Source organism: Streptosporangium sandarakinum (genome assembly GCF_013409935.1).
Lineage (GTDB): Bacteria > Actinomycetota > Actinomycetes > Streptosporangiales > Streptosporangiaceae > Streptosporangium > Streptosporangium nondiastaticum.
On record NZ_JACCCO010000002.1, the window covers coordinates 1,693,159 to 1,708,972 of the forward strand.

A 15,814-nucleotide genomic window follows, 5' to 3' on the forward strand; every position below is an offset into this window, starting at 1 on the left:
GGTGTCATCATGGAGGGGTGGCCGATACCGAACGACCCCTCGCCCCCGATGATCTCGCCCACCGGCTCACCGAGGTGTTCGACCTCGTGGGGCCCCTGTACCGGCGCGCGCAGCGCAAGGTGGAGGAGGGCGTGCCGATCGAGGGGCTGTCCGTCGGGGTGCGCGCCGTCCTGAACCTGCTCCGCGAGAACGGGCCCATGACCGTTCCGCAGATGGGCCGCGCGCAGGCGCTGAGCCGGCAGTTCGTGCAGCGCACGGTCAACGACGCCGCGGCGCGGCGGCTGGTCGAGAGCATCCCGAACCCCGCCCACCAGCGGTCCTCACTGATCCGGCTGACGGACGACGGCAGGGCGGCCATCACCGCGGTGATGACGCGCGAGCACGCCCTGCTGCGCCAGGTCGGCGGAGACCTGACCGACGCCGACGTGACGGCCTGCGTGCGGGTCCTCACGGCGATGCTCGCCTTCCTCGACAACGTCGACGTGGACTGACCCACGCGTCACCACGGCCGTACGGTGCCGTCCGGGAACGACGGCGGCCCGCATGGTTCGCGTCCCCGCGGCCGGAAGGCCCTCCCGTCAGCCCTTGGCCCGGAAGACGATCTCGACGCGGCGGTTCTTCGCCCGGTACCTCTCCATCGGCCTGTCCTCGACGACGTTGGGGAACCTGGGTCTGGCCTCGCCGTACCCGGTGGCCTTCAGCGTCATGCCCGACCCGGTGAGCAGCGGGCCGAGGGCCCGCCGGACGGCATGGGCCCGCCTGCGCGACAGGACCAGGTTGTAGGCGTCGGATCCCTGGTCGTCGGTGTGACCACCGATCTCGACCGTGCCGCCGGCGGACTCGGCCCTGATCCGTTCCGCCACCTTCCGGAGCCGTTGCCGGGCCTTCGACGTCAGCGCGGCCCTGTCGAGCGCGAAGAGCACATCGCTGGTCAGCGCCACCGTGACCCGGTCGCCCCGCCGGGACTCGCTCTCGCCGCCGTCGAGCGACTCGACGTCGGGAACGAGGTCCTCGACGGGGAAGACGAGGTCCTCGGCGGGGAGGACGAGATCCTCCACCGTGGTCGTCGCGCCGGGCGGGACGGCGGGGACCGTGGGATCCCTGTGACCTGCGAAATTTGCATGACCCGTGAAGTCGGGGCGACCCGCGGAGTCCGAGTGACCTGCGAGACCCATGCGCCCCGCGAGATCTTTGCGCCCTGCGAGGTCCACGGTGTCCGCCCGGGCCACCGGTCCGGGAACCGCCGACAGCGCCACCGCCAGCGCCGCGGTCACCGCCACCGCCGCCACGGACGGCACGGACGGCACGCGGTCAGGAGATCGGGACATCGGTGATCACGCCGATCGACGGGAACTCGATGTTCACTTTGGCGACGTCCGCCGGGGGCGCTCCGAAGACCGCGTAGAACTCGAGGGACGACCCGCCCTTCACCGACGACCCCGAGGTCCTGGAGCAGACGCACTCGGCCTCCTTTCCGGTGCCGTTCCGCGCGACGCGGTACCGCTTGGCGTTGACCGGGTCGATCAGCGAGACGCCCGACACCGTGAAGTCCAGCATCTCCGCGCCCAGCTTCTGGTGCGGGATCCAGGTGTCCTTCTCCGCGCCGAGGTTGGTGACGGTCCAGTTCAGCGTGACCGTACGGCCCTGCCTGACGAGACCGGTGACGTCGAGGCGGAGGTCGTTGCCCTCGCTGCGCGTCTTGCGGCTGGCGAGCACCTGACCCTGCGGCGGCGCGGTCTCCCCTACGGGGGTCTCCTGGGCGTCCGCTCCCTGGGCGGCGGTTCCCTGACCGGCGGGCGGGGTGGCGGCGGACTCCGCCCGCTCCTGCCGCGCGGCGGTGATCGCCTTCTCCCGCGCCGCGGCCTGCTCCTCCTCCCCGCCGGTACCCCCCAGGGCCGGGGGAAGCATCCCGCAGCCCGTCAGCAGGGCCGCGAGCGCGGACGCCGTCACGGACAGTGTGATCTTCCTGTGCATCCTGGGGTCACCTTCACCTGTGGGGATCGCCGACGTGCCCGGCCGCAGAGACGCGGACGCCGGGAACCCGCGCGGCGGACCATGATGACGGTCGCGCCACCGCACCCCCGTGCGAGCCACCTCCGGCCTGGCCTGGCCGTACCCGCCCGGACGAGCCGGGCGGTCACATCCACCCGGATGAACCGGGCGGTCCGTACACGCGCCCAGGGCAGAGATGGGCCGCACACGCGCGGCCGGGCCGTACGCGGCACGGAGACACGATGATCTCGCAGGTACGACACATACCTCAATACCCCAAACCCACAAAAAGGGAAGTCCCTTAATCGACGGTCAGGGCGACCTCCATCCCCACGCTCTCCCCCTGCTCCAGCAGCCCGATCTGGCGCAGGCGGGTCAGCTCCACGTCCAGTCCGCGTTCCTCGGCCGCCACCAGCAGGGCGAGCACCGCCGGGTGGGTCGCGCCGTCGACCACCGGCACCTGGTCGTCGAACCGCCAGCGCACCGCCAGCTCCGGCGCGGCCTCGGCCGTGCCGGACTCGACCTCCCACCCCGGCACCGAGAACCCGTCGGCCGGCGGCCGGGCGACCGGCCAGCAGCAGACCACCTCGACCTCGCTGTCACTGCCGGGTGCGGCCCGCAGCGTCGACCAGAACGGCCCGACCGGCGCGTTGCCCTCCTCCGCCAGCGCCCGCCAGAGCGCGGCGAACCCCTCGTTGGCCCGTTCGTCCGCGCTTTCGACGTCCTCCGCCGCGGGGCTCTCCCCGCCGGGCACCCGCAGCACGACTCCCGCCCAGTGCCGCCGCTCGGCCCGCCGTTCCACCACCTGCCATTCGTGATCCCCATCGCCGCCGAGCAACCGGTCGAGCGTGTCGAGGGCGGCGTCCTGGCGTTCCCGCTCCGCCGCCAGCCGGGCGCGGTGCCCGGCGAGCGTCGCCGCTGCCGTACGGGGGTCGTCCAGGAACGGAGGGGCTTCGGCCAGCAGGACGCCCGCCGCGCGCAGCGCCTTCAGCCGGAGGGCCGGTCCGAGCTGGGCCGCACTGTAGCGCCGGTGCCGCGACCAGGGGTCGACCGAGGCCGGTTTGAGCAGGCCCTGCTCGTCGTAGAGGCGCAGGGCCTTCAGGCTCAGCCCGGTCAGCTCCGCGAATTCGCCGATGCTCATCATGCGACCAGTGTGGAACCTCCCCCAGGGGAAGGTTCCAGCCGCGCTCGACGGTTTTCTCCCGCGGCCCGGATGGCGGCCCGAGTAGGTGTGGCGATGGCATCCACTGGCGCCGCGTGCGGCCGGCCCATCTGGAGTGGAGGCCCGTACCGGCTGAAAGATCCGGACGACGGGTCATGGCTCGCCGTCATCACCAAGCCCACCAAGCTGCGCCGATCGCAGAAGGACCGATTGCGAGAGGACGCCCGCCACCTGACCGCCGGGCACACCTTGCCCAAATGATCTATCTGAACGACGTAGGCCCCCAGTGGGGACTTAGCGCCTGTACGATCGAAAATCGTAACGATCTTCCCATCCCTCACAGGCGTCACAGGGTTCTGTGGGGACGGTGGTGCTCAGCGAAAGGAAGGGCATGAACATTCGGACCAAGCTCGCGGCATTGGCCGGCGCCGCGGTGGTTTCCACCGGCCTGGTGGCCAGCGCCGCGCCGGCAAGCGCGGCTGGCCCCTGCGGCGGCGGCTACTACCAGATCGACGTGTACAACATCTCGAACCTCGCGGGCAAGACGGTCGGCCGCACTCATCTCTACTACTCCAGGTCCACCAAGAAGAACTGCGCCGTCACCTACGCCACGCCCGCCAAGCGCGGCTACAAGGCCGTGAAGCTCCGCCGCTCGGGCACCTTGAAGTGGACCGTCGACGCGGGGACCTTCAACGAGTACGCGGGCCCGGTTTACGTCTCCGCTCCGGGCAAGTGCATCGACATCGAGGGGTACATCGGCGGCAACGGCGCCACGTACTACGGCAGGCACTGCGGCTGAGCCGTTCCAGGACCTGTAGGGAGTACGGATCTTCACCTGGTCTGAAGGTTCCGGATCCACAAGACGGCTCCGCGTAGACGGAGGCCGGCGAGGTAGCCGTCGGGGTCTTGCCGAAGCACCACGGCGGCCAGGAGCTCAGGCGCTCTGGCGGGCCTCGGCGTTGCTGGTGCGGATCTGCTGGATGCGCTGCTTGGTCAGGCCGAGCAGCTCACCGATGTCGGCGTCGGACAACCCGAGGCTCGACAGGTGCTCGACGCGCGCCCTGGCGGTGCGGCTGTAGTCCTCGGCGATCGCGGCGGCCCGGCGCTGCAACTCGGCGAAGGCGCTGAGGTCCTCCCCGGTCAGGCCGGGCAGCGTGTAGTGGAAGACGGGCGTCGGCGGCTCGGCGCGGTCGCCGAACAGGAACGGCAGCCCCTCGGCGACGTCGGCGTGCAGCTCCTTCAGCGAGCGGGCGGACATGCCGCCGGCGACGCCGTCCACGGTGGCGAGCCACAGCGTGCCGTTCTTGGTGACGTGAACGTCAACGCTGTCGTCGGCCATCAGTCCTCCAGCCAGTCGTCACCGAACAGGGTGGCGAGCCCGCGTTCGAGGGCTGCCACGAGTTCGGGTGTCTCACCCGGGTAGAGCGGGACGATCGCGCGCGCCGCGACGCGCCCGGCCGGGTCCCACAGCAGCAGGAAGCGCTGCCGCCTGCTCGTCTCCGCCCAGTCGCAGCGCAGCCCGTGGGCACGCGCGAGGGCCACGAGCCGGTCACGGATGGCCGCGTAGTCGTCTCGTTCTACCACACGCGGCAGACTATACCCCTTGTTTCACACCGACAATGCCCCTTGTCGCTGCATTCCGGCATGGCGTGTTCCTCGCCACCCGGCGAACATGGGGACCGGAAGGCCGGCGGGTCCCGAGAAGCGCGAGGGTCCCGGCCGGGACCCTCGCGGCGGGAGGGTCAGACGGTCACGGGCAGCCCCGTGAGGCGCCAGGTGCCGGGGTCGGGGACGCGCAGCCCGGCCGGCGGCACGGTCGGCGACAGGTCGGGGAAGCGGCGCAGCAGGGCGGTGAGCGCGACCTCGGCCTGCACCCGGGCCAGCGACGCCCCGACGCAGAAGTGCGGCCCGTGGGAGAACCCGAGATGGCTCGCCGTATCGGGGGTGCCGGGGACCCGGGTGACGTCGAGCCGGTCGGGGTCGGCGAACGCGCGCGGGTCGCGGTTGGCGGCGGCGACCGCGACGGTGACGGCCTCACCCTTGCCGATCGGCACGCCGTACAGCTCGACGTCCTCCCGGGCGTGGCGGGGGATCGTCAGCAGCGTCGGGCCGCACCAGCGGATCAGCTCCTCGACGGCGCGCGGCACGATCGCGGGGTCGGCGCGCAGCGCGGCGAGCTGTGCCGGGTGGTCCAGCAGGGCCGCCACGGCGTTGGCGATGAGGTTCGTCGGCGTCTGACCGGACAGCACGAGCTGCCAGACCAGCATGACCAGTTCGGTCCCACTCAGCCGGTCACCGTCCTCGTCCCGGACCCGGACGAGGTCGGAGAGCAGGTCGTCGCCGGGCTCCTCGCGCCGCCGCGCCACCGCCGCCTCGGCGCCCCGCATGATGGCCGGGATCGCCGCGGCGAACGCCTGTCCCGCGCCCGCGGCGATGGTCGCGCCGTACTCGCGCCAGCTCGGGCGGTCGGCCTCGGGGATGCCGACCAGCTCGCAGATGACGTCCATCGGCAGCGGGCGGGCGAAGTGCCACAGCAGGTCCACCGAGCCGTCCTCGGCGTGAGCGGGAAGGTCGTCGAGCACCCCCTCGACGATCCGCTCGATCCGGGGCCGGAACCCGGCGGCGCGGCGCGCGGTGAACGCGGGCGCCACCAGCCGCCGCAGCCGCAGGTGCTCCGCCCCCTCCATCTCGCTCATCGTCCGCATGTACGGCAGGCAGTCGGCGGGCACGTCGGGCCGCATGAAGCTGCTCTCGGTGATCTCGAACCGCGGGTCGGTGAGCAGTGCCCGTGCGTCCTCGTGCCGGGTGACGGCCCACATCGGCATGCCGGGGATCAGCAGCCGCGCCAGCGGGGAGCGCTCGCGCGCCCGCCCATAGGCGGTGAAGGGGTCGCGGATCACCTCGGGGTCGGTGAGATCGACCTCGGGGACGCCGCCTGCCTCACGGTCGCCGCCCGCTTCGGTCCCGCTCATGAACTCTCCTCAAATCCAAATGCCGTGAACATATACACTCATCATTCAGATGTTAACTGTATTCAGATTTGCCGGGCGCGACAACCCGGGGCAGGAAGGAGGCCGGCTCGCCGGAACGTGGACACGGGGAGGGCGACCGGGCAGGCCGCCGACGGCCGCTCGGATAAGTCTGAGATGACAGAAATTTGTGTTATTTCAGATATTTAAGTAATCTCATGCACGTGACATTCGATGACGAGCTCGCCTTCGCCGACGAGGTCGGCCGGCATTTCGCCCGGCAGAACGGCCTCCCACCGATCACCGGCCGAGTGGCCGGATGGCTTCTCATCTGCGATCCGCCGCAGCAGAGCATCGCCGAACTCAGCGAGGCGCTGCGGGCGAGTCGCAGCGCCGTCAGCGGCGCGGTCTCCGCCCTTGAGGAGTGGTCCTGGATCCAGCGCTCACGCGCCGCCGGCGAGCGCATGGACCGCGTCAGCCTCCATCCCGCGATCTGGCTGAGGATGACGGACAAGTCAACGGAGTACGCCTCACTCGGCGCGCTGGCACGACACGGGCTCGCGGTTCTGGGCGACGCTCCCGCGCCCCGCCGGGCCCGTCTCCTGGAGACGGTGGCCTTCGCCGACTTCCTCCTTGAGCGGATGCCCGCGCTCGCGGCCGAGTGGCGCGCCCACCGCGACGCCCTGCGCGCCTCGGGTGAACTGCCCGGCGACCCCGGAGCGCGCTCTTCCTGACCCTCACCCCGCGAGGCCGTTTTCCCGTTTTCCCGCTTTCCCGTCGCCGCCCCACCGGCGCCGGTTCCCCCACCATGCCCGCACCACGGCCGTGCCGGTCGTGAGCACCTCCCGACGAGGAGAATTCCGATGACTTTCGACGCCGCCCGCTGGCAGGCCCGCTTCGACGCGCTTCGCTCCGCCCACCATGTGCCGGGAGCGTCGCTGGCCGTACTGGTCGATGGTGAGATCCACGAACTGGCCGGCGGTGTACTGCACCGGGGGACCGGGGTGGAGGTGACGACCGACTCGGTGTTCCTGTCCGGTTCGCTGGCCAAGGTCTACACCGCCACCCTGGTGATGCGGCTGGTCGACTCCGGCATGCTGGACCTGGACACGCCGGTCGTGGACGTCCTGCCCGAGTTCGCCACCCCGGACCCCGAAGCCACCAAGGCGATCACCATCCGGCGGCTGCTCAGCCACACCGGGGGGCTGACCTGCGACTTCAACCACGACTCCGGCCGGGGCGACGACTGCCTGGCCAGATACGTGGAGGCCGCCAAGGACGTCGCCCTGGACTGCCCGCCCGGGACGGCCATCTCCTACAGCAGCCTCGGATACGTCGTACTGGGCCGCGTCGTCGAGGTGCTCACCGGCATGACCTGGGACCAGGCGCTGAAGGACCTGCTCCTCACCCCGCTCGGGCTGGAGCACTCGATGACGCTGCCCGAAGAGGCGCTTCGCTTCCGCGTGGCCATGAGCCACCTGGGCGGGCCCGGCCAGGATCCCGACCCGGCGCCGGCCTGGGACCTGATGCCGCGTTCGGCGGGGCCGTACGGGAGGGTCATCATCTCCGCGGGGGACGTCATCCGGTTCGTCCGGATGCATCTGGACGGCGGCACCTCCCCCGACGGCACCCGCGTGCTGTCCGCCGACGCCGTCGCGGCGATGCAGCGCCGCGAGGTCGACAGCCCGGACAAGTGGACCGTCAGCGCCGACGGCTGGGGCCTGGGCTGGACCCTGTACGACTGGGACGGCGTCCCCGGCTACGGCCATGACGGCAGCGCCGTCGCCCAGCACTCCTACCTGCGCGTCGTCCCCCACGCGGGCGTCGCCGTCGTCCTGCTGACCAACGGCGGCGGCACCGACGGGCTTTACGCCGAGCTGTTCCGGGAGCTGCTGGCGGAGCTGGCCGGGGTGCGGATGCCCGCCCCCTTCGGTCCCGCGGCGAACCCGCCCGCGGTGGACATGACGCCGCTGGTGGGCACCTACCGGCGCGAGGGCGTCGTCACCACCGTCACCCAGGACGAAGACGGCCGCGCGCACATCCGCTACGAGTTCGTCGACGGCATGAAGGACTTCTCCCCGCCGCTGGAGATGGACCTGCTGCCGGTGTCGGAGACGGTGTTCGCCGCCTCCGGCGGCCCCGCCTACGGCGAGGGCCACATCCCCGTCGTCTTCTCCACCCTGACCGACGGCACCCCGTGCGTGTACATCGGCATGCGCGCCACACCCAAGGCCGCCTGACCGCTCACGCCGCCCGGGAGGAAGCCGCGGTGGGGGCGAGCTTTGGGGGCGCGTCGAACGCGGACCGGCCCGGTGCCGCGCGTCTCACCCGATGGCGGGGCCGGGGCCGCGGTAGGGCAGGGTGCGGCTGTAGACGATGTTGGTCGTCGTGCCGCCGAACACCGCCAGTTCGTTGACGACCTGTTCCAGGTGGGGCATGGACGTCGCGGCGACCTTCAGCACGTAGCAGTCCTCGCCCGTGGTGCGCAGGCACTCCAGGATCTCCGGACGCTCCCCGAAGAGCCGGTGCAGCGGCTCGTGCCGGCTGCCGGGATACTTCAGGCGCACCACGGCGAGCACCGGGAACCCCGCCTTCTCCAGGTCGACATCGGCCCGGTAGCCGGTGATGACCCCCGCCGACTCCAGCCGCCTGACCCGCTCGGTCGTCGCCGAGGCGCTGAGGCTCACCCGCCGCGCCAGCTCGGTGAGCGGAGCCCTGCCGTCCCGCTGGAGCTCGGTGATGATCGCCCAGTCGGTCTGGTCAAGATTCTCGGCCATTCGCCAAAAATACCGTCATATCCTCGGCCGATCCCCCGTCATGGCGTGAGGAATCCCTTCCGGATCGGCCGACCGGATAACTAGCCTCGATCGAGTGGAAATAGGAGTCAATGTCCCGAATTTCGGGCCCGGCACCGACCCGGACACGCTGCGCCGCTGGGCGCGGACGGTGGAAGGACTGGGCTTCGACCTGCTGATGGTCTCCGACCATGTCGTGGTGACCCCGGACGTCGCCGAGCAGTACCCGGCGCCCTTCTACGAGCCGTTCACCACGCTCTCCTGGCTGGCCGGCGTCACCGACCGGATCCGGCTCGGCACCACGGTGCTCATCGTGCCCTACCGGCATCCGCTGCTCGTCGCCCGGATGGCCGCCAACCTGAACCGGCTCAGCGGCGGACGGCTGGTCCTCGGTGTGGCGGCCGGCTGGGCGCGCCAGGAGTTCGAAGCGCTCGGCGTGCCGTTCGAGCGGCGCGGAAGGCTCACCGACGACCATCTGCGGGCCATCCGCGCCGCCTGGGAGGAGGACGACGACTACCGCGCCGGCGACATACCGTTCTGGGTCGGCGGCCACAGCGACGCCGCGCTGCGCCGTGCCGTACGGCTGGGCGACGCGTGGCATCCGCTGCGGTTCACCCTTCCCTGGCTGACCGGGGCGCTGGACCGGCTGAAGGCCGTCGCCGCCGAGGAGGGGCGGACCGCGCCCGCGCTGGTCCCTCGCATGATCCTGAGGCTCACCGAAACGCCGGTCGCCGGGCCGGACAGGCTCGCCGGGGAGGGGACGATCGACCAGGTCACCGAGGACCTGGAGCGGCTGCGCCTGCTCGGCGCCGAGACCGTCGTGCTGGACCCGTTCGGCGGGGACCCCGCCGAGACCCTCCACCCGGAGACGGCATGGCGGGCGCTCGCGGCCGTCGCCGACCGGCGGCGAACGCTCACGGCCGGAAACACCATCGCGCGCGAACGGAGTGATCATGACAGGTGACGACGAGCGGTTCCTCCGCAGGGCCATCGAGCTGGCCGCCGAGGCCAGGGCGGGCGGGAATCCGCCGTTCGGATCGCTGCTGGCGGGGCCGGACGGCGGGATCCTCGCGGAGGAGCGCAACACGAGCGTCACCGACGCCGATATCACCGCCCACCCCGAGCTGAAGCTGGCCAGGTGGGCGGCCCGCGAGCTGGACCGGGCCACCGCGGCCGCCACCACCATGTACACCAGCTGCCGGCCGTGCGGCATGTGCGCGGGCGCCATCGAGCGGTCCGGCCTGGGCCGCGTCGTCTACGCGCTCTCCCCCGAGCAGCTCGCGAGCCTCAAGTCACCCGGTGCCACGCCGGTCGTCTTCCCCTTCTCCGAGGAGGGCCCGGCCCTGTTCGACGAGGCCCGCGTCCCGGTGCAGGGCTACTACTGAGGACCGGGCCCCGGCAGCCCGGCTCGCCCCCGGGAGGATCGAGGATTCGTCGATCACGACGCCGTGAAGGCCCGACGCGGGCCGGACCGCCACGGCGTCGTGATCGACGGCCGGCCGGCGTGGCGCACCGTCAGGCCAGCCGGCCCGCGGCCCTCAGGTCGTCGAAGATGAGCTGGTCGACCGGGGAGACCCGGTCGCGGTCGGCGTACGACAGCCAGGCGACCTCCTCGATCTCGCCGCTCGCGGTGAGGGTGCCGCGGTAGTCGCCGGTGTAGCAGGTCATGCGGACCACCGTCCCCTCCGGGTGGCCGTGCGCCTGGGCCTCGTAGGTGCCGAGGAGGGCGACGGTCCCGGGGAGGATCTCCACGGTGAGCTCCTCGGTGATCTCACGCGCCAGCGTCTGCGCGTCGCTCTCCCCGGCCTCCCGCTTGCCGCCGGGGAAGTAGTAGGCGTCCTTGCCCCGGGAGCGCGTGCTGAGGACCCTGCCGTCCTCCAGCCGTATCCACGCCACCTTGTCGATGAGCACCGGCATCACGGTGTCCCCGTTCCTCGTGGTTGATGAAAGACGCGGCCGCGGACGCCGGGCTGAGGCTCCGGCGTGCGGGCTTCAACGACGAGCGATGAGTGGGAGCAGCAGGTCATCGATGACCGACTCGATCTGCTCGTCGGTGCTCTTGGGCTGTCCGCTGACGCAGTGGTAGAGGAGCATCGCGGGCCCGGCCGCGGCGATGGCCGTCTCGCTCGCACCCGGCGCGGCGCCTCCGTGTCTCTTGATCAGCTCGATGACGCCCCTCTCGCAGGGCACGGTCACCGACTCGTGGAAGAGCACGCGCAGCTGGGCCGTCTCCTCGTCCCCCGCGGCCGCCACCGCCTGGAAGGCCGTGCCCCTGGAGTCGTACAGCGCCTGGTTGAGGTACCGGAGCAATATCAGCAGGCCGTCGCGGAGCGGCGTGTCCGGCGGGATCTCCGGTGGGGCGGGAAGCAGGTCGCGCAGCGCGTCGCGCACGAGTTCGTCCTTGTTGCGCCACCTTCGGTACAGGGCCGCCTTGCCGGTGCCGGCCGCGGCGGCGACCCGGTTGGTGCTCAGCTTGGCATAGCCGACGGTGCCGAGCTGCTCGATCACCGCGTCGAAGATGGCCCGCTGCAGCGCCTCACCACGCCGTCGCGTGGAGGACGGCTCCGGCCGCGCCGGTCGTTGCGCCGATGTGGTCATCGACACCTCCTTCACACCGGACCGGTTGCGCTCCCACCCTATCGGCCAAATATAGCGAACCATCTAGTTCCCTATTTGGGCTTCAGCCCCGAAGGAGGAAGAGGAAGATGTCGAGCCCACCCGAACGAGCCGCCACCGAGGCACCGGCCGCTGCCGCCGAGGCGGCGCCGAAAGCCACCGATGGGAGGCTGACCGGTGCCGCCGCGATGACCCTGGGGGTGATCGTCTCCTGCGAGCTGGTCCTGATGCTCGATGCCACGATCATGAACGTGGCCCTGCCCCAGATCCGCGGCGGCCTGGGATTCACCCCCGCCGGACTGTCCTGGGTCACCAACGCCTTCCTGCTCACCTACGCGGGCCTGATGCTGCTCGGCGGGCGCGCCGGCGACATTCTCGGCCACCGCCGGGTGTTCCTCGCCGGCATGGTGCTGTTCACCGCCGCCTCCCTGCTGGGCGGGCTGGCCCCCGACCCTGAGGTGCTCATCGTCGCCCGCGCCGCGCAGGGTCTCGGCGCCGCGCTGGCCGCGCCCAGCACCCTGGCCCTGCTGACCACCAACTTCCGGGGCGAATCGCAGGCCAAGGCGCTGGGTGTCTACTCCTCCGTCACCGCCTCCGCCATGACCCTCGGCCTCGTCCTCGGCGGCGTCATCACCACCGCGCTGTCGTGGCGCTGGGTGCTGTTCATCAACGTCCCGATCGGGCTGTTCGCCGTCCTGATCGCACCGCGCCATCTCGCCGAGTCGCCGCGACGGGCGGGCCGCTTCGACGCGGCCGGGGCGCTGACGTCGATGTCCGGGCTGGTCGCCGTCGCCTTCGCGCTGATACGCGCCGCCGAGCACGGCTGGCGGGACCCGGCCGCGCTCGCGGCACTGATCGGCGGCATCGTGCTGCTGGTCGCCGTCAGTCTCGCCTTCGCGGCCGCCGCTCTCCTGATCACCCTCCTGGTGGTCAGACGAACGGGCGCGCGATGAATCCGGCAGGCGCTCAGGACGTGGTTCACACGGAGCCGCTGACAGCCGATCAACGCCGGACACCGGTGGCGCCCCCCTGAGACCCGGCGCGGAGCGGGACCGCCGTGCCTCGGGCGGGACCGGCGGAGGTCAGTCCCGGGCGGGTTTCCGCTGCTCCCACCGTTCCATCGCGAGCAGGAGCTCGTCGTGGCAGAAGACGAAGAAGTCGCGCATCTCAGCCATGGTGCGGCCGGGGCGGCTGTCGGGGTCGCCGATCGCGGCTATGCCCTCGTCGACGGTGTCGGCGATGAGCTGCAGCCGGTTCATCTTGCCGACCATCGCCTCCCACCAGCTCTGGCTGCTCAGGAGGTACAGGTCGCGCCGGGAGCCCGGGACCGGCTCCCGGCGGAGCAGATCCACGTCCACGAGGTAGCGCACGGCGCCCGAGATGGCGCCGGAGCTGGCGCCGAGCCGTTCGGCGAGGTCGGCGGCGCTGAGCGCGTCCTCCTCGGCGGTCATCACGGTGAGCATCACGCGGGCCGCCATCGGCGGGACGCCCATGGCGGCCAGCATCCGGCCCATCCGCTCCACGAACCGGCGTACGGCCTCCTCGTCGCGCATCCGTCCCCCTCTCTGGCGTCCTCCCGCATTCTCCCGCGTCAAGAACGCGTACAGGTACTTTCATTTTTCTCTGAAGCCTCTGTACATTCTAAAACATGAGCAACGTCATCTCGGTGTCCGGCGTCACGAAGCGATTCGGCCGGACCCGCGCGCTGGACGGCCTGGACCTGGAGGTCCGGGCCGGCGAGGTGCACGGCTTCCTGGGCCCGAACGGCGCCGGGAAGTCGACCGCGATCCGCGTCCTGCTCGGCCTGCTGCGGGCCGATTCGGGCACGGTCCGACTGCTGGGCGGCGACCCCTGGAAGGACGCCGTCGAGCTCCACCGCCGCCTGGCCTACGTGCCCGGCGACGTCACACTGTGGCCCAACCTGTCCGGCGGAGAGGTCATCGACCTGCTCGGCCGGCTGCGCGGCGGTCTCGACCGGGATCGCAAGAGGGAGCTGATCGAGCGGTTCGACCTCGACCCGCGCAAGAAGGGCCGGGCCTACTCCAAGGGCAACCGGCAGAAGGTCGCCCTCGTCGCCGCGCTCGCCTCCGACGCGGAGCTGCTGCTGCTGGACGAGCCGACCTCCGGGCTCGACCCGCTGATGGAGGCGGTCTTCACCGACTGCGTCGCCGAGGCTCGGGAGCGGGGCCGTACGGTGCTGCTGTCCAGCCACATCCTCGCCGAGGTCGAGAAGCTGTGCGACCGGGTGAGCATCATCCGCGACGGCCGCACCGTCGAGACCGGCACGCTGGCCGAACTGCGCCACCTGACCCGCACGTCGATCACCGCCGAGCTGGCCGGCCCGCCCGACGGGCTGGCGGACCTGCCCGGCGTCCACGGCCTGCGCGCCGACGGCGGCCGGGTGACGTTCGAGGTCGACGACGACCGGCTGGGCGACGCGCTGGCGCGGCTCGCGGCCCGCGGCGTGCGCTCGCTCACCAGCCGGCCGCCGACCCTGGAGGAGCTGTTCCTGCGCCACTACCGGGACGGGGACGCCCGTACGGCGAACGGGAGCACCCGTACGGCCGGCGGCGACGCCCGGCCGGTGGACGGGGACGCCCGTACGGCGAGCGGAGACGCCCGATGACCGGCACCGGCTCGCTCGTCCGGCTGATCCTGCGGCGCGACCGGCTCGTTCTGCCGCTGTGGGTGCTGCTGCTCGCCGTACTGCCGATCACCCAGACCGCCGGCATCGCCGAGCTGTACCCGACCGAGCGGGGGCTGCGGGAGTTCGCCGCGTCCTTCGGCGCCAACCCCGCGCTGGTCGCGATGTACGGGCCGTTCACGCACTGGAACGCCGCCGCGCTGGGCGTGTGGCGCGCCGGGTTCACCCCCGTGCTGCTGGGTCTGGCCTGCCTGCTCACCGTGGTCCGGCACACCCGGGTGGAGGAGGAGACCGGCCGTCGCGAGCTGCTCGGCTCCACCGTCCTGGGCCGTCAGGCGGGGCTGTCGGCGGCGCTGGCCGTGGCCGCGTCGGCGAACCTGGCCGTGGCGCTGGTCGTCCTGGCCTCCTTCGCCGGGCCGGGGTACCCGGTCGCCGGCGCGCTGGCCACCGGCCTCGGCTACGCCGCGACCGGCATGGTGTTCGCCGCCGTGGGCGCGGTCGCCGCGCAGCTCACCGAGAGCGCGGGCGGGGCCCGGGCGATCGGCCTGTCGGCGCTCGGCGTCGCCTACCTGGTCCGGATGGCCGGCGACTCGACCGGCGCCTCGTGGCTGTCGTGGCTGTCGCCGTTCGGCTGGAGCCAGCGGATGCGTCCCTTCGCCGGCGAGGTCTGGTGGCCGCTCGCCCTGTCGCTCGCGGCGGTCGCCCTGCTGTCGCTCGCCGCCTACGCCCTGGCCGGGCGCAGGGACCTCGCGGCGGGTGTGCTGCCGCCGCGGCTGGGTCCCGCCGACGCCGTGCCCGGCTTCGGCTCGCCGCTCGCGCTGGCCTGGCGGCTGCACCGGGGGCCGCTGCTCGGCTGGAGCGCGGGTTTCGCGGTGTTCGGCGCGGTGGTCGGCGCCGCGGCGAAGGCCGCCGCCGACACGATGGCCGGCAACGCGCGGCTCATGGAGATGATGGCCCGGCTGGGCGGCTCGGCGAACGTGGCCGACGTCTTCGTCGCGAGCGTGATGAGCATCTTCGGGATGGGCGCCGCCGGCTACGCCGTGCAGGCCGCGCTGCGGATGCGCGGCGAGGAGACGCTCATGCGCGCCGAACCGCTGCTGGCCGCCCCGGTGGGCAGGGCCCGGTGGATGGCGGGTCACCTGGTGTTCGCGCTGCTCGGGCCGGCCGTGGTGATGCTGGTCCTGGGGGTCGCGGTCGGGATCGCCTACGGCGCGAGCACCGGCGACGTCGCCGGCCGGCTCCCCGGGGTGGCGGGCGCGGCGGTCTCCCAGCTCCCCGCCGTGTGGTCGCTGGCCGGGCTGGCGGTCGCGCTGTTCGGCCTGTTGCCACGCCTGACCGCGCTGGCGTGGGCGGCGCTGGCGCTGTTCCTGCTGCTCGGCCAGGTCGGCGCGCTGCTGGACCTGCCGCCCGCGGCGCTGGACCTCTCACCGTTCAGCCATCTGCCCAAGCTCCCCGGCGGGGAGGTGGCGGCGACGCCGCTGCTCGTACTGACCGCGATCGCCGCCGCGCTCGTGGCCACCGGCCTGTACGGCTTCCGCCGCCGCGACGTCGGCTGACGCCGGCGGGCACGGTCCGGCGTCGCCGGGGTCCCGCCGTACGGTTCGCGGGCCGTACGGCGGGACCCGGGGGCCATGCG

At 72.3% G+C, this 15,814-nt stretch carries 20 protein-coding genes; 10 read left to right on the top strand and 10 right to left on the bottom strand.

Annotation, left to right across the window (positions count from 1 at the left end; genetic code table 11):
* Nucleotides 1-17: 17 nt before the first annotated feature.
* Entirely contained in the window at nucleotides 18-491 is a 474-nt protein-coding gene (locus HDA43_RS26195; RefSeq protein WP_179826059.1) for a MarR family winged helix-turn-helix transcriptional regulator, read from the top strand.
* Nucleotides 492-578: 87 nt separating this feature from the next.
* Here the strand turns inward: HDA43_RS26195 and HDA43_RS26200 are convergent, their stop codons facing one another.
* The 3 genes from HDA43_RS26200 to HDA43_RS26210 form a co-directional block, all read right to left on the bottom strand.
* A complete protein-coding gene (locus HDA43_RS26200; RefSeq protein ID WP_312873540.1) occupies nucleotides 579-1,307 on the bottom strand; it encodes an OmpA family protein in 729 nt (242 codons plus the stop codon).
* Nucleotides 1,308-1,311: 4 nt separating this feature from the next.
* Nucleotides 1,312-1,974, bottom strand: a complete 663-nt coding sequence (locus HDA43_RS26205) for a hypothetical protein (RefSeq protein WP_179826061.1) — start codon at nucleotides 1,972-1,974, stop codon at nucleotides 1,312-1,314.
* 319 nt (nucleotides 1,975-2,293) lie between these two features.
* Nucleotides 2,294-3,133, bottom strand: coding sequence for a MerR family DNA-binding transcriptional regulator (locus HDA43_RS26210; protein WP_246424511.1), 840 nt, complete (start codon nucleotides 3,131-3,133; stop codon nucleotides 2,294-2,296).
* Nucleotides 3,134-3,229: 96 nt separating this feature from the next.
* Here HDA43_RS26210 and HDA43_RS26215 point away from each other — a divergent pair, with 96 nt between their 5' ends.
* Nucleotides 3,230-3,415: a hypothetical protein gene (locus tag HDA43_RS26215; protein ID WP_179826064.1), complete on the top strand. Its 186-nt coding sequence runs from the start codon at nucleotides 3,230-3,232 to the stop codon at nucleotides 3,413-3,415.
* A gap of 130 nt (nucleotides 3,416-3,545) precedes the next feature.
* Complete coding sequence (locus HDA43_RS26220; RefSeq protein WP_179826066.1) at nucleotides 3,546-3,953, top strand: spore-associated protein A; 408 nt, start codon at nucleotides 3,546-3,548, stop codon at nucleotides 3,951-3,953.
* Nucleotides 3,954-4,088: 135 nt separating this feature from the next.
* Here HDA43_RS26220 and HDA43_RS26225 read toward each other — a convergent pair whose 3' ends face one another.
* The 3 genes from HDA43_RS26225 to HDA43_RS26235 all read right to left on the bottom strand — a co-directional run bounded on the left by HDA43_RS26225 (nucleotide 4,089) and on the right by HDA43_RS26235 (nucleotide 6,126).
* Nucleotides 4,089-4,493 (bottom strand): hypothetical protein, encoded by a 405-nt coding sequence (locus tag HDA43_RS26225; protein ID WP_179826068.1) that lies wholly within the window; start codon nucleotides 4,491-4,493, stop codon nucleotides 4,089-4,091.
* Nucleotides 4,493-4,738 (bottom strand): hypothetical protein, encoded by a 246-nt coding sequence (locus tag HDA43_RS26230; RefSeq protein ID WP_179826070.1) that lies wholly within the window; start codon nucleotides 4,736-4,738, stop codon nucleotides 4,493-4,495. The genes HDA43_RS26225 and HDA43_RS26230 overlap by 1 nt, the downstream gene beginning before the upstream one ends.
* A gap of 158 nt (nucleotides 4,739-4,896) precedes the next feature.
* Nucleotides 4,897-6,126, bottom strand: coding sequence for a cytochrome P450 family protein (locus tag HDA43_RS26235; protein WP_179826072.1), 1,230 nt, complete (start codon nucleotides 6,124-6,126; stop codon nucleotides 4,897-4,899).
* Nucleotides 6,127-6,347: 221 nt separating this feature from the next.
* Here HDA43_RS26235 and HDA43_RS26240 point away from each other — a divergent pair, with 221 nt between their 5' ends.
* Nucleotides 6,348-6,857: a GbsR/MarR family transcriptional regulator gene (locus tag HDA43_RS26240; protein ID WP_179826074.1), complete on the top strand. Its 510-nt coding sequence runs from the start codon at nucleotides 6,348-6,350 to the stop codon at nucleotides 6,855-6,857.
* A 129-nt stretch (nucleotides 6,858-6,986) separates the two neighbouring features.
* Nucleotides 6,987-8,363: a serine hydrolase domain-containing protein gene (locus HDA43_RS26245; RefSeq protein WP_179826076.1), complete on the top strand. Its 1,377-nt coding sequence runs from the start codon at nucleotides 6,987-6,989 to the stop codon at nucleotides 8,361-8,363.
* 84 nt (nucleotides 8,364-8,447) lie between these two features.
* Here HDA43_RS26245 and HDA43_RS26250 read toward each other — a convergent pair whose 3' ends face one another.
* Nucleotides 8,448-8,900: an Lrp/AsnC family transcriptional regulator gene (locus tag HDA43_RS26250; protein ID WP_179826078.1), complete on the bottom strand. Its 453-nt coding sequence runs from the start codon at nucleotides 8,898-8,900 to the stop codon at nucleotides 8,448-8,450.
* Between the two features lie 94 nt (nucleotides 8,901-8,994).
* On the opposite strand from HDA43_RS26250, the gene HDA43_RS26255 reads away from it, so the two are divergent.
* Nucleotides 8,995-9,882, top strand: coding sequence for an LLM class flavin-dependent oxidoreductase (locus tag HDA43_RS26255; protein WP_179826080.1), 888 nt, complete (start codon nucleotides 8,995-8,997; stop codon nucleotides 9,880-9,882).
* Nucleotides 9,872-10,303 carry a nucleoside deaminase gene (locus HDA43_RS26260; RefSeq protein WP_179826081.1) on the top strand — a complete coding sequence of 144 codons (432 nt, stop codon included), beginning with the start codon at nucleotides 9,872-9,874 and terminating at the stop codon, nucleotides 10,301-10,303. Before HDA43_RS26255 ends, HDA43_RS26260 begins: the two co-directional genes overlap by 11 nt.
* 130 nt (nucleotides 10,304-10,433) lie before the next feature.
* Here the strand turns inward: HDA43_RS26260 and HDA43_RS26265 are convergent, their stop codons facing one another.
* Both HDA43_RS26265 and HDA43_RS26270 read right to left on the bottom strand, forming a co-directional pair.
* Nucleotides 10,434-10,829, bottom strand: a complete 396-nt coding sequence (locus tag HDA43_RS26265) for an NUDIX hydrolase (protein ID WP_446697294.1) — start codon at nucleotides 10,827-10,829, stop codon at nucleotides 10,434-10,436.
* A gap of 81 nt (nucleotides 10,830-10,910) precedes the next feature.
* Complete coding sequence (locus HDA43_RS26270) at nucleotides 10,911-11,516, bottom strand: TetR/AcrR family transcriptional regulator (RefSeq protein WP_179826085.1); 606 nt, start codon at nucleotides 11,514-11,516, stop codon at nucleotides 10,911-10,913.
* Nucleotides 11,517-11,623: 107 nt separating this feature from the next.
* Here HDA43_RS26270 and HDA43_RS26275 point away from each other — a divergent pair, with 107 nt between their 5' ends.
* Nucleotides 11,624-12,487 (top strand): MFS transporter, encoded by an 864-nt coding sequence (locus HDA43_RS26275; RefSeq protein ID WP_246424513.1) that lies wholly within the window; start codon nucleotides 11,624-11,626, stop codon nucleotides 12,485-12,487.
* A gap of 129 nt (nucleotides 12,488-12,616) precedes the next feature.
* On the opposite strand, the gene HDA43_RS26280 is transcribed toward HDA43_RS26275, so the two are convergent.
* Entirely contained in the window at nucleotides 12,617-13,087 is a 471-nt protein-coding gene (locus HDA43_RS26280) for a GbsR/MarR family transcriptional regulator (protein ID WP_179826087.1), read from the bottom strand.
* 95 nt (nucleotides 13,088-13,182) lie between these two features.
* Between HDA43_RS26280 and HDA43_RS26285 the strand changes: the two genes are divergently transcribed.
* Together HDA43_RS26285 and HDA43_RS26290 are read left to right on the top strand one after the other, a co-directional pair.
* Nucleotides 13,183-14,160: an ABC transporter ATP-binding protein gene (locus tag HDA43_RS26285; protein ID WP_179826089.1), complete on the top strand. Its 978-nt coding sequence runs from the start codon at nucleotides 13,183-13,185 to the stop codon at nucleotides 14,158-14,160.
* Nucleotides 14,157-15,734: an ABC transporter permease gene (locus HDA43_RS26290; protein WP_179826091.1), complete on the top strand. Its 1,578-nt coding sequence runs from the start codon at nucleotides 14,157-14,159 to the stop codon at nucleotides 15,732-15,734. The genes HDA43_RS26285 and HDA43_RS26290 overlap by 4 nt, the downstream gene beginning before the upstream one ends.
* The last annotated feature ends 80 nt before the right edge of the window (nucleotides 15,735-15,814 follow it).